A 12302-nucleotide genomic window follows, 5' to 3' on the forward strand; every position below is an offset into this window, starting at 1 on the left:
CGAACGAGCTACAGCATCAGCGGGTGCAGCCGCGTCCGGTCCCAGGGAACCGACCAGCCCAGCTGGTCAAAGAGCTCATTCAGGATCATGCCGGTGAACCCCCAGACCACAACGTCCTTAACGGTGAACGCCGGGCTCTGGAACGTCTGGCTCATCCGCGTGACGGTGGCCATGGCACGGTTTTCCGGATCAAGAAGGTCCCGCACCGGAACGCGGAAAACCTGGGCAGACTCTCCGTAGTCCACCACCCGGACCGGAGACGGTGAGGCCCACCAGCCAAGGACGGGCGTCACGAGGTAGTTGCCCCGGGGCAGCGCCAACTCCGGCAGCGCGCCCAGCACCTCAACTCCGCCAGGGTCCACACCGGTCTCCTCCTCAGCCTCACGGAGAGCCGCAGCAATCGGCGACTCGTCCGGGTCGATGCCGCCTCCCGGAAACGCGACCTGCCCTGGATGGTCATCCAGGGTGTGCGCCCGTTCAAGGAGCAGGACATCCAAATCTGCGGGGGCCAGCGGTTTTCCTGACTCCGCCGGAACGTCATCCAGTGCACCGAACAGGATCAGCACCGCGGCTTTGCGCGCCACCGAGGGGTCGACTGTCAGTGTCCGCCAGTAGGGATTGCGGGCCGGTCCGGTCCCGGCGCTGATCAAATCAACCAGGTCCACCAAGTCCTGGCGTGCGGTCATGGAGTCCTCCGCTGCGATTCCATCCGGATTTCGGCTGCACGGTGCGTCTCAGCCAGTAGCTTCCCCAAGAGCTCTTCGTTGCCGGGGGCAAGCTCGTACTTGAGCAGCTTCGCCGCCTTCGCCGGATCCGTCTCGCCCGTGCCGAAGCTCGGACACCAGTTCGCCACGGCGCAGGCACCGCAGGCCGGCTTCCGCGAGTGGCAGACCCGCCGGCCGTGGAACACCACCCGGTGCGACAGCATAGTCCAGTCCTTGGGCTCGAAGAGTTCGGCAACATCCGATTCGATGCGCACGGGATCGTCGGAGTCGGTCCAGCCGAAGCGCCGCGCGAGGCGGCCGAAGTGCGTGTCCACCGTAATGCCCGGGATGCCGAAGGCGTTCCCCAGCACCACGTTGGCGGTCTTGCGACCGACGCCGGGAAGCGTCACCAGATCCTCGATCCTGCCCGGCACCACGCCGTCGAATTCATCCACCAGTCGCGTCCCCAGTGCCATGAGGTTCCTCGACTTGGCCCGGAAGAAGCCTGTCGGCTTGATGATGGCCTCAAGCTCCTCGGGATCGGCCTCGGCCATGCTGCGTGCGTCCGGATAACGGGCAAAGAGCAGCGGTGTGATGAGGTTGACCGTCACATCGGTGGTCTGGGCAGAGAGTACCGTGGCCACGAGCAGCTCAAACGGACTCCGGAAATCAAGCTCCGCGTGGGCGTAGGGATACTGCTCCGCGAGCGCCCGGTTGATCCGCCGTGCCCGCCGCTTCAGCGCCAGCGCAGACCCGCCGGAGGGCTGACCGGTACCAGCCGCCGGGGCCCCGGCCGGCGGGGACCCGGGCTGCACAATTCCCACAGCGGGGTCCCCGACCAGCAACGGCCCGCCCGTATATGCCTCGGCAGGGATATTTGTCTGGGCAGGAACGCCGCTCCGTGGGGCGTCGCCCCTGGGCGACTTGGCGGTGGCCACGGGCAGCCGGCTAGCCGCGCTCGATGTTGCTGAGGTCGCGCAAGACTCCCACGCGCCCGTCCGTGTGCTGGACCAGGAATTCGTCTCCCCTGTCCTCAAGCGCCAGAACCCAGCCGCCGGGTTCGATCCCGAACAGCGGTGCACCGGTGCGCTCATCCACGGCCGTGCGGTGCTGCGCTACTGCGAACCAGAAAGCCTCGTGGGCAGGCGGCTGCTCCGTTTCCTCGGGACGGCTGGCCGGATCCACGGTGGCGCCGATCGGCTCCTGTGATTTCACCGGTTCCTGAGCCTTCACCTGGGGATGCACAGCGGTGGCCGGAGTGGCAGAGGCCGCCGGCGCCGCGCTCGCGGCGGCCGTCGCACCGGCTGCTGGAGCCGAGCCGGTGGCCAGAGCTCCATTGACCGGAGTTCCGTCCAGCTGGGTCTCTTCGGCAGCCGGCGATGCCGCTTCCGTGGCTGCGGGACGCTCGGCGGCGGACGCTGCGGCGGAAGGCACGACGGCGGCGGCTTGCGTTTCGGCGGACGCTGCGGAGGACGGCACGACGCCGGCGGCTTGCGTTTCGGCGGACGCTGCGGCGGCGTTGGTGGCAGACCATGCGCCCGGCGACGGGGCTGCCGCCACTCCGGCGGCTGTTCCCGTGTCGTGCGACCCCGTCACATGCGATCCCGACACAGGAGGCGCACCGAAAGTCTGGCCGGCGGCGTACTGGCCGCCCGCCGTCGGGCCCTGTACTGAAGAGCCCTGTACTGAAGAGCTCTGCGCGGACGAGCCCTGTACCGAAGAACCCTGCACAGACGGCTTAGCATCAAAAGGCTTTGCATCAGACGGCTTGACATGAGACGGCTTGGCCGGCTTCGGGGCCTTGGGTGCCCTGGGCTTCTGCACCGGAACGGCGGATTCCCGGGCCATGACATGGGCGGGAACTTCGGCGCGGTCCAGGAAGTCGCCGGCGAAGAAGGGGATGAAGCGGGCCAACACCGTGGCCGCGAGCAGCACGAGGGAACCGATCAGGGCAACGAGCAGGCTGGGTGTGAAGGCACCGGCGATTGAAAGGAAGAAGAAGGCAACGGCAAACGAAGCCACCACGGAGCCGAACTGGTCGATAGACAGCGAACCGATCCGCACCTTGGTCTCAGGGGCCAGGCGGCGGGCGACGAACAGTGCCGCTACGATGAGCGGCAGGACGATCCCGAGGCCGAGGAAAAACAGGCTGCCGAGGTTCCACAGGTTGTACCTCAAGGCGAACATAGGAATCAGCGATGCGACAAAGAGAACCAATGTGGCCGCGAAAACGGTCAGGTCGCGGACAGTGAAGGGACCTGCGACTGCCTCGTTCTTGGCTCCGGTCCGCTTGCCACCGGCGCCGGCGTTCGACTGGAATGATGCGTTTCCGGCCGTCTGCCCGCCCTGTGGCTTCACCGAGTGGGAGCCGTGGCCCGCATCCAGCGCCCCGCCCCGCTGGGAATCCCCCTGTTGTGAATCTCTCTGGTTCCCTCCACCATTTTGGCCGGGAGCCTGTTGGGCAGAGCCCTGATGACCCGGGTCGCGCTGGGCTGGACCCGGCTGGGCCAGACCCGGCTGGTCGTGGCTTTGCTGATTCATACTGTTCTCCTTAGCGTGGCGGCACCCGAGCGGCTGTCAATGCAGGGCGACACCTAACGGCCGGCGGGCCGGACCTCAAGCGGCCAGGCTGCCTCCGACCTATGTCACGAGTCCTTCTCAGCCTAGCCAAGTGCATGGATGATCACTAGCTGACGGGCCGCGGCGGGGTGCCTGCGGAATGACCGCGAGGGGACCACTCGTCGCTAAATCTGCACCGCTCACTGTTCACTGTGTGACGCGGCACACGTTGTCACAGCAGGAAGCGCTAGGCTGATTTCGGAACAGCTCTTTGCGGTACGTCCGTGATCTGCCGCCGCCCGATGCCGCGCTCCGCGGCTGGGTGCGGCGATGACGGCGCAGCCGCGCGGCAAAGATCTACGAATGATGAGGTTCACCATGTCCCAGGACACTCCCGGCTCGACGGCTACGGCTGCCCCCACCAGCCAGCAGGGCGACGCTCTCGAAAACCTGCTGCATGAGAACCGTAAGTTTGCCCCCTCCGAGGACTTCGTCGCGAACGCCGTTGTTGGCGCGGAAGTCTATGCGGAAGCGAATGCCGACCGCCCCGCTTTTTGGGCGAAGCAGGCACGTGAGTTGCTGACCTGGAGCAAGGATTTCGACCAGGCACTTGACTGGTCCAATCCGCCATTCGCCAAATGGTTCGTCGGCGGCGAGGTCAACGCCGCGTACAACGCGCTGGACCGGCACGTCGAGAACGGCCTTGGCGACCGGGTGGCCATCTACTTCGAGGGCGAGCCGGGAGACACCCGCACGTACACGTATGCGCAGCTCACCGACGAGGTGAAGAAGGCTGCGAACGCCTTCGAGTCCCTCGGCGTTGGCAAGGGTGACAGGGTGGCCGTGTACCTGCCGATGATCCCCGAGGCTGTGATCACGCTGCTGGCCTGCGCCCGGATCGGTGCCGTCCACTCGGTGGTGTTCGGCGGCTTCTCCGCCGACGCGCTGCGGTCCCGCATCGAGGATGCCGAGGCCAAGCTCGTGGTGACCGCGGACGGCACGTACCGGCGCGGAAAGCCCAGCGCCCTGAAGTCCGCCGTGGATGAGGCGTTGTCCGCAGACGGGCACAGCGTGCAGAACGTAGTGGTGGTCAAGCGCAACGGCCAGGATGTGGACTGGCACGAAGGCCGGGACCACTGGTGGGCCGACACCGTCGGGGCCGCCTCCGCCGAGCACACCGCCGTCGGGCATGACTCCGAGCACCCTTTGTTCATCCTGTACACCTCCGGCACCACGGGCAAGCCCAAGGGCATCCTGCACACCACCGGCGGGTTCCTGACCCAGACCGCGTACACGCACAGGGCGGTCTTCGACCTGCACCCGGCAACTGACGTGTACTGGTGCACGGCCGACGTCGGATGGGTCACCGGCCACTCCTACGTCGCCTACGCCCCGCTCATCAACGGCGCCACCCAGGTCATGTACGAGGGCACCCCGGACTCCCCGCACCAGGGCCGCTGGTGGGAGATCGTTCAGAAGTACAAGGTCTCCATCCTCTACACCGCTCCCACCGCGATCCGGACCTTCATGAAGTGGGGCCGGGACATCCCGGACAAGTACGACCTCTCTTCCATCCGAGTCCTGGGCTCCGTGGGTGAACCCATCAACCCCGAAGCGTGGATGTGGTACCGCGACGTCATCGGCGGGAACAAGGCACCCATTGTGGACACCTGGTGGCAGACCGAAACCGGCGCCCAGATGATCGCCCCGCTCCCGGGAGTCACGGCCACCAAACCGGGCTCCGCCCAGGTGCCGTTGCCCGGCATCGCAGTGGACGTTGTGGACGAAAACGGCGCCTCGGTGCCCGACGGCCACGGCGGCTTCCTGGTGATCCGCGAACCCTGGCCGGCCATGCTCCGCGGCATCTGGGGAGACCCCGAGCGGTTCAAGGAAACCTACTGGTCCCGCTTCGAGACCATGTACTTCGCCGGCGACGGCGCCAAGAAGGACGAGGACGGCGACATCTGGCTCCTGGGCCGGGTGGACGACGTCATGAACATCTCCGGGCACCGGCTCTCCACCACTGAAATCGAATCCGCCCTGGTGAGCCACCCCGCGGTGGCGGAGGCCGCCGTCGTTGGAGCCGCCGACGAAACCACCGGCCAGGCGGTCGTCGCGTTCGTGATCCTCCGCGGCGACGCCGTGGACACAGGTGAGGAAATCATCCAGGATCTCCGCAATCATGTCGGCAAGGAGATCGGCCCTATCGCCAAACCCAAAACCATTCTCGTGGTCCCCGAACTGCCCAAGACCCGGTCCGGCAAGATTATGCGCCGCCTCCTCAAGGACGTCGCCGAAGGGCGCGACGCCGGTGACGCCACCACCCTGGCCGACAACACCGTCATGGCCCAGATCGCGGCTTCGCTGAAGAAATAGTCACAAATCCGCACTTGCAGGGCCTGTCCGCACCGGCGGACAGGCCCTGCTGGTTTTTGCGACAACACGAATGTTGTTTTCCGATCTTTCCTGTTCCCTTTTGAGAGGTTATAGTCTGTCGTATGTGAGGTGTCTCACACGCAGCTGAATTTCAAAGGAGAGATCATGGCAGCACATCCGGAGCAGTCCGCAGCCGCCGGCCCGGGCCGGCGCACAATCCTCAAAACCATGGGAGTCGGAGCTGCCGGAGTGGCGGGCATTCCGTTCCTGGCCGCCTGCACCGGGGGGAGCGGCCCCTCCAGCGGAGGCACGGAATCGTCAGGGCTCACCTTCGGATCAGGTTCCTCGGACGAGGTGCCCAAGAAGGCGTACGAAGCGGTCACGGATGCCTTTACCAAGAAGACCGGCAAGAAAGTCTCCACGAACGTGGTGCCGCACAACGATTTCCAGAACAAGATCAATTCCTACCTCCAGGGCTCACCGGACGATACCTTCACGTGGTTCGCCGGCTACCGGATGCAGTTCTACGCAAGCAAAGGACTCCTCGCGCCCGTGGACGACGTGTGGGAAAAGATCGGCGGCAACTTCTCGGATGCCCTGAAGAATGCGTCCACCGGCCCGGACGGCAAGATGTACTTCGTTCCCAACTACAACTACCCGTGGGGTTTCTTCTACCGGAAGAGCCTTTGGGCGGAGAAGGGCTACGAGGTTCCGGCGACTTTTGATGCCCTGAAGGCCCTCGCCACCAAGATGAAGGCGGACGGCATCATCCCCATCGGCTTCGCTGACAAGGACGGCTGGCCGGCCATGGGCACGTTCGACTACATCAACATGCGCCTCAACGGCTACCAATTCCATGTGGACCTCTGCTCGCACAAGGAATCCTGGGATCAGAAGAAGGTGACCGATGTCTTCGACACCTGGTCCGCGCTCCTGCCGTTCCAGGATCCGGCCGCACTGGGCCAGACCTGGCAGGACGCCGCCAAGGCCCTGGCAGCCAAGAAGACCGGCATGTACCTGCTCGGGTCCTTCGTCACCCAGCAGTTCACGGATCCCGCCGTGCTGAAGGACATCGATTTCTTCCCGTTCCCTGAGATCGCCGCCGAGGGCCGGGACGCCGTCGAGGCCCCCATCGATGGTTTACTGCTGTCCAAGAAGGGCGGCGAGAACTCTGCGGCGCGCCAGTTCATGGAGTTCATGGGCACGGCCGAGGCCCAGGACGCCTATGCCGCGGTGGATTCATCCAACATCGCCACGGCGAAGGGCACCGACGCTTCCAAGTTCACCGACCTTAATAAGAAGTGTGCCGAGACCATCGCCAACGCGAAGTCCATCAGCCAGTTCTTCGACCGCGACGCCCTTCCCGCCATGGCCAACAATGTGATGATCCCCGCCCTGCAGACCTTCATTAAGGACGGCAAGATGGACGTCAAAAACCTTGAGGCCCAGGCCAAGACGCTGTACGCAGCCCAATAGCAGGTCGGGGACTCCCATGAGCACTACAGCAAGAGACCTGGTTCCACCGGAATCCAGGGCACCGTCCGGGGCGCCGGCCAAACGGGTCAGGAGCGGCAAGGTCCGCAGGCTTTCCCGGCGCGACAAAATCGTCCTGACCCTCATGGTCGGCATTCCCACGCTCATCCAGCTGGTGTTCATCTGGCTGCCAACCCTGTTGTCGATCGGTCTCAGCTTCACCCGCTGGAACGGGCTGGCACTGACGGACATCCGGCCGGCCGGCGCCGCGAACTACCAGTACATCTCCCAGGACTACCCTCCGTTCTGGCCCGCCATGCAGCACAACGTGCTCTGGCTGGGTTTCCTGGCGCTGGTGGCCACCCCACTGGGACTGTTGCTGGCGGTGCTGCTTGATCAGAAGATCCGCGGAAGCAAGATCTACCAGAGCATTTTCTTCGCTCCGGTGATGCTCTCCCTTGCACTGATCGGCATCATCTGGCAGCTCTTCTACCAGCGGGACAACGGCCTGCTGAACTTCGTGCTGGGCACGTCGGGCACTCCGCAGGCCGTTGACTGGTTCGGTGATTCCTCCGTGAACATCTGGGCGGCCCTGATCGCGGCCACATGGCGGCATGCGGGCTACGTCATGCTGCTCTACCTGGCCGGCCTCAAGGGTGTCGACCCCACCCTCAAGGAGGCAGCAGCCATCGACGGGGCCAATGCGGGCCAGACGTTTTTCCGCGTCGTCTTCCCTGCCATGCGGCCCATCAACATCGTGATCGTCGTGATCACCATTATTGAATCGTTGCGGGCCTTCGATGTTGTCTACGTCATCAACCGCGGCACCAACGGCCTCGAGCTCATCAGTGCCCTGGTGATCCAGAACCTCGTGGGCGAGGGGCAGGTGATCGGCGTCGGATCGGCCCTCGCCGTCGTTCTGCTGGTCATTTCCCTGGTCCCGATCGTCTTCTACCTCAGCCGCACCTTCGGCAAGGAGAACAAAGCATGAGCACCACAGCCACCCGCGCAGGCCTTCCAGCTGCGGAGGCGCACCGTTCCGGCAGCAAGCCGAAACGCCATTACGGCACGCACATCTTCCTCTCGGCCATGGCCGTTATGTGGCTCGTCCCGCTGGGATGGGCGCTCTTCACGGCCCTGCGGCCCATCGCCTCGACCAATGAACACGGCTACTTCAGCTTTGCCGGGGACTTCAACTTCGACAACTTCGTCCAGGCCTGGACGCAGGGCGGCTTTGCCAAGTACTTCTGGAACTCAGTGATCATCTCCGTTCCGGCCGTGCTGCTGGTCCTGTTCCTGGCGTCCATGATGGCATTCGCCGTGAGCCGGGTGAGCTGGAAGTTCAACGTCACGCTCCTCATCATGTTCACCGCCGGCAACCTGCTGCCGCCCCAGGTGCTGGCGGCACCGCTGTTCGAGATGGCCAAGCATTTCGAGGTGCCGTATGCCTTCAGTGATTCCGGCAACATGCTCAACACCTACATCGTGGTCATTGCTGTGAACACTGCATTCCAGATGGGCTTCTGCACGTTTGTGTTGTCGAATTACATGAAAGCCTTGTCCGCTGACCTGACCGAGGCTGCGCTCGTGGACGGGGCAGGAATCTGGCGGCAGTACCGGGAGATCATCATGCCGCTGTGCCGCCCGGCCTTCGCTGCCCTCGGTACGCTGGAAGTCATCTTCATCTACAACGACTACTTCTGGCCGCTCATTTTCATCCAGAGCGGGGACCGGCTTCCCGTCACCACGGCCATCAACAACCTCCAGGGCGAGTTCCTGAACAACTACAACCTCCTGGCGGCCGGAGCTGTGATCACTGTGATACCGACGCTGATCGTCTACCTGCTCCTGCAGCGGCAGTTTGTTGCGGGCCTGACTCTTGGTTCCAGCAAGGGGTAGGCGAAGATGGGCACTAGCAGTCGAGCTTGCCGCTTTCCCCGATTGAGAGGTTCCTGATGCTTCCCGCCGCCCGTCACCAGTCCATAGTGGACGCAGTCCAGCGAGAGCGGGTGGTCCGGGTTTCAGATCTGGCCCAGCAGCTGGGCGTGTCCCTCATGACTGTGCGGCGGGACATCGAAATGCTCGAGGAAAGCGGGCAGGTGGAGCGCATTCACGGCGGCGCCAAGCTGCCCGGCGACGCCAGCACGCACGAGCCCGGCTTCGAACTGAAGTCCACGCAGCTTACTGCCCAGAAACGGGCCATTGCCGTGGAGGCCGCAACACTGGTGCATGAGGGCATGGCCGTGGCCCTCAGCGCCGGCACCACAACGTGGGCACTGGCCAAGGAACTCGTGAACGGGCCGCGCATAACGGTGGTGACCAACTCCATCCGGATCGCCGACCTCTTTCATCATGGACCCGCGTCCGGTGCCGCACGCTACAGCTCCACCGTGATCCTGGTCGGAGGCGAACGCACGCCGTCGGACGCCCTGGTGGGGCCCATCGCCACGGCAGCGCTCAGGCAGCTGCACCTGGACCTGTTGTTCCTCGGCGTGCACGGCATGGACGCCGAGGCCGGCTTTACCACCCCCAACCTGCTCGAGGCCGAAACCGACCGGGCCTTTGTGGCCGCATCACGAAAGGTGGTGGTCCTCGCGGACCACACGAAGTGGGGCACGCAGGGCATCAGTACCATCGCCGAACTCGAGGAAGCCGACGAGGTGATCAGCGATTCGGGCCTTTCCGGCGAGGCCCAGCGGATTCTCCGGGACCGGGTGAGCAGGTTGCGGCTCGTTTAGGTTGCCATCCCGGCTGCGGCCTGACGCAGCGGGAACTCCGCCTGAACTTCCCTCAGCCGCAGCCGCAGGATTGCCTGACCAGCAGTCGCGTCGGGAAGATGCGGTGCTGCGCGGGTTCGGCACGGTCAGCGCCGACGAGCGCGCGCACCGCGGCCTCCGCCATTGCCCGCACCGGCTGTTCCACAGTGGTTAGCGGCGGCCACGAATACTCCGCCTCCAGCGAGCCGTCGAAAGATGCCAGTGCCACGTCGCCGGGCACTGACAGTCCCGCTTCGTGAAGGGCCCGGATAATGCCGATCGCCTGCATATCGGAGCTGGCAAAGATGGCAGTGGGCCGGTTGCCCGTCCCCAGGAGGCGCTTGCCGGCCGCGTAACCGCCGACCCGGGTGAACTCGCTGCGCGCTATCGGCCCTTCCGGCAGACCGGCGTCCTTGAGGGCCTGCAGCCACCCATCTTCACGGGCATCCCCTTCATTGCCGGTGGTGGTACCCATGGCCAGGCCGATGTTGGTGTGGCCGTGCCAGATAAGGTGCTCCACCGCCGTGCGGGCTCCTTCGGCCAGGTCCACACCCACAGTGGTGAAGCCTGCGGACCTCTCGCTGTGGCTGAGCAGCACGGACGGTATCTCCGCAGCCTGCAGGTCAGTCAGATCCGGATCCAGCAGCACACTCGCCAGCACCACGCCATCCACTTGCCTGGCGGCCAGGTTGCGGATGTTCCTCCGCTCCTTGGCGAGGTTGCCGTCCGAATTCGTTAGGAACAGCGCGAAGCCCAGCTCTGCCGCCGCGTCCTCCACTGCATGGGCCAGCATCGAGAAGAAGGGGTTGCTGTTATCGGGGATGATCAGGCCTATTGTCTCCGTTGAGCCCAGCTTGAGCGCACGGGCTGCGGCGTTCGGCCGGTAGCCAAGCAGGCGGATGGCGTCCTGGACCTTGGCCTCCGTGGCCGGCGCAACCTTCTTGGGCCCACCATTGACAACGTAACTGACGACGGCGGTGCTCACCCCGGCGTACCGGGCAACATCCTTGCGGGTCACCTGGGTACGGGGGGCGGGCACTGCCGGGGTGGTCATAGTGTCCATGCTAGCTACAGCGACGCCGGGGCATCGCCGAAATCTCGGATGATCAGGCGTTCGCCGCCGCGGAGGGCGGACTCGTGGGCCACGATGCCCGGCAGCGTGAACCGTGCCGCGGTCCAGGCGTTGACCGCCGGAAGCGTGCGGTTGTTGACCGCCGTGACGAAGTCATCCACAAGGAAGTGGTGGCTGCCCTCGTGTCCGTTCGGGGCTCCCCGGAATTCTTCGGGGAGACGCTCGCTGTCGTGGACGGGTGCAAGACCCGACACGAAGGCATCACGGAGTTCAGGTGCCACATTGGCCAGCGATGGATCATCGAGGGACATGCTGGGCCTTGACTCCATCTGCTCCGAAATGTCGTGGACGTTGGCCTTGTCCTGCCAGACCGTGACCTTGGCCAGCTGCTCAAAGCTGGCCTCCGTGCCGAAGAACCTGAACCGGGACTCGCGGATGTGGGACGGGTATCCCACGCGGCGCATCTCGTTGGTTCGCATCACACCGCCGTCGTTCAGTTCAAACAGTGCCGTGGCGTTGGAAAAGTCATTGCCGAACATGCTGACGTCCCGGTCGAACACTCCGTCCTGCCGGTCATCCCTCACACCCACGCAGCTGACACTGACAGCGTGCGTCGGCACCGCGCCCAGCACCCCTCCAATGGCGTGCGTCGGGTACAGCATGGGCGGATAGCTGGCCGTCTCCTTCCAGCGCTCGCCCCCGCTGTACTGGTAGGCGTCGTAGAAGCCCAGATCCATGTCGTGGACGTAATCGCCCTCCGTGTAGAACACCCGGCCGAATTTTCCGGCCGCATGCTGCTTCCGGGCGTAGACGGTGGCCGGGTTGTAGTAACTGGTCTCACCCATCATGTAGACGTTCCGGGTCTCCCTCACGGCTTCGATAATGCGGGCGATCTCCTCCTCGGAAATCGCCATGGGCACCGCCGAGTACACGTGCTTGCCGGCCCGGAGGGCCCGCTCCACGAGGGGACCGTGCGTCCAGCGCTGCGTGAAGATGGCGACGGCGTCGACGTCGGAGGCTAGGAGATCCTCGAAGCTCGCCACGGAACCTGCCAGGCCGTAGTGCTCGATTGCTTCTGCCGCCCGTTCCGGCCGCTCATCCACCACATAGACCTTGCTCACGCCCGGGTGCAGGTTGAAGAGGTGGGCGAACTGGCCGCCGAACTGGCCTACGCCAACTACTCCGATTGAAAACGTCATTGTTTGGTGCCTCTCAAGGTGGTGGAACTGGCATCCGTTGGGCTGACAAAGGTCCCGCCGGGGGTTGCGCTCAGTCTTACACCGGAATCTACTCGAGTCAACGTCTTCAACGTTGCAGAAGAAATTCCCCGAGAAATCCTCAGATTTAACTTGTTCTCCGAAA

General features: G+C 64.6%; 10 protein-coding genes. 5 read left to right on the forward strand and 5 right to left on the reverse strand.

Going from position 1 to position 12302, the window contains the following annotated elements; genetic code table 11:
- Positions 1-8: 8 nt before the first annotated feature.
- The 3 genes from LQ144_RS14235 to LQ144_RS14245 all read right to left on the reverse strand — a co-directional run bounded on the left by LQ144_RS14235 (position 9) and on the right by LQ144_RS14245 (position 3245).
- On the reverse strand, positions 9-686 hold the full coding sequence (locus LQ144_RS14235; RefSeq protein WP_230119355.1) for a CoA pyrophosphatase: 678 nt from the start codon (positions 684-686) through the stop codon (positions 9-11).
- Positions 683-1450 (reverse strand): endonuclease III, encoded by a 768-nt coding sequence (nth, locus tag LQ144_RS14240; protein WP_230119387.1) that lies wholly within the window; start codon positions 1448-1450, stop codon positions 683-685. The genes LQ144_RS14235 and nth overlap by 4 nt, the downstream gene beginning before the upstream one ends.
- 202 nt (positions 1451-1652) lie before the next feature.
- Positions 1653-3245, reverse strand: coding sequence for a hypothetical protein (locus LQ144_RS14245; RefSeq protein ID WP_230119356.1), 1593 nt, complete (start codon positions 3243-3245; stop codon positions 1653-1655).
- Between the two features lie 396 nt (positions 3246-3641).
- On the opposite strand from LQ144_RS14245, the gene acs reads away from it, so the two are divergent.
- The 5 genes from acs (at position 3642) to LQ144_RS14270 (ending at position 9850) form a co-directional block, all read left to right on the forward strand.
- Complete coding sequence (gene acs, locus LQ144_RS14250) at positions 3642-5639, forward strand: acetate--CoA ligase (protein WP_230119388.1); 1998 nt, start codon at positions 3642-3644, stop codon at positions 5637-5639.
- A 165-nt stretch (positions 5640-5804) separates the two neighbouring features.
- A complete protein-coding gene (locus LQ144_RS14255) occupies positions 5805-7115 on the forward strand; it encodes an extracellular solute-binding protein (protein WP_230119357.1) in 1311 nt (436 codons plus the stop codon).
- 16 nt (positions 7116-7131) lie between these two features.
- Positions 7132-8103, forward strand: coding sequence for a sugar ABC transporter permease (locus LQ144_RS14260; protein ID WP_230119358.1), 972 nt, complete (start codon positions 7132-7134; stop codon positions 8101-8103).
- Positions 8100-9011 (forward strand): carbohydrate ABC transporter permease, encoded by a 912-nt coding sequence (locus LQ144_RS14265; RefSeq protein WP_230119359.1) that lies wholly within the window; start codon positions 8100-8102, stop codon positions 9009-9011. Before LQ144_RS14260 ends, LQ144_RS14265 begins: the two co-directional genes overlap by 4 nt.
- Positions 9012-9067: 56 nt before the next feature.
- Positions 9068-9850, forward strand: coding sequence for a DeoR/GlpR family DNA-binding transcription regulator (locus LQ144_RS14270; RefSeq protein WP_230119389.1), 783 nt, complete (start codon positions 9068-9070; stop codon positions 9848-9850).
- Between the two features lie 52 nt (positions 9851-9902).
- Here LQ144_RS14270 and LQ144_RS14275 read toward each other — a convergent pair whose 3' ends face one another.
- Positions 9903-10931 carry a LacI family DNA-binding transcriptional regulator gene (locus LQ144_RS14275; RefSeq protein WP_230119360.1) on the reverse strand — a complete coding sequence of 343 codons (1029 nt, stop codon included), beginning with the start codon at positions 10929-10931 and terminating at the stop codon, positions 9903-9905.
- Between the two features lie 5 nt (positions 10932-10936).
- Positions 10937-12139: a Gfo/Idh/MocA family oxidoreductase gene (locus LQ144_RS14280; protein ID WP_230119361.1), complete on the reverse strand. Its 1203-nt coding sequence runs from the start codon at positions 12137-12139 to the stop codon at positions 10937-10939.
- Positions 12140-12302 lie beyond the last annotated feature (163 nt).

Origin of the sequence: Arthrobacter sp. Bi83 (assembly GCF_918698095.1) — a bacterium.
In the GTDB taxonomy this organism is placed as follows: Bacteria; Actinomycetota; Actinomycetes; order Actinomycetales; family Micrococcaceae; genus Arthrobacter.

What these genes read in the sequence shown, in the direction of transcription:
- acs (WP_230119388.1), top strand. Translation starts at nt 3,642, where the DNA reads ATGTCCCAGGACACTCCCGGCTCGACGGCTACGGCTGCCCCCACCAGC.
- LQ144_RS14245 (WP_230119356.1), bottom strand. Translation starts at nt 3,245, where the DNA reads ATGAATCAGCAAAGCCACGACCAGCCGGGTCTGGCCCAGCCGGGTCCA.
- LQ144_RS14275 (WP_230119360.1), bottom strand. Translation starts at nt 10,931, where the DNA reads ATGGACACTATGACCACCCCGGCAGTGCCCGCCCCCCGTACCCAGGTG.
- LQ144_RS14270 (WP_230119389.1), top strand. Translation starts at nt 9,068, where the DNA reads ATGCTTCCCGCCGCCCGTCACCAGTCCATAGTGGACGCAGTCCAGCGA.
- LQ144_RS14280 (WP_230119361.1), bottom strand. Translation starts at nt 12,139, where the DNA reads ATGACGTTTTCAATCGGAGTAGTTGGCGTAGGCCAGTTCGGCGGCCAG.
- LQ144_RS14255 (WP_230119357.1), top strand. Translation starts at nt 5,805, where the DNA reads ATGGCAGCACATCCGGAGCAGTCCGCAGCCGCCGGCCCGGGCCGGCGC.
- LQ144_RS14260 (WP_230119358.1), top strand. Translation starts at nt 7,132, where the DNA reads ATGAGCACTACAGCAAGAGACCTGGTTCCACCGGAATCCAGGGCACCG.
- LQ144_RS14265 (WP_230119359.1), top strand. Translation starts at nt 8,100, where the DNA reads ATGAGCACCACAGCCACCCGCGCAGGCCTTCCAGCTGCGGAGGCGCAC.
- LQ144_RS14235 (WP_230119355.1), bottom strand. Translation starts at nt 686, where the DNA reads ATGACCGCACGCCAGGACTTGGTGGACCTGGTTGATTTGATCAGCGCC.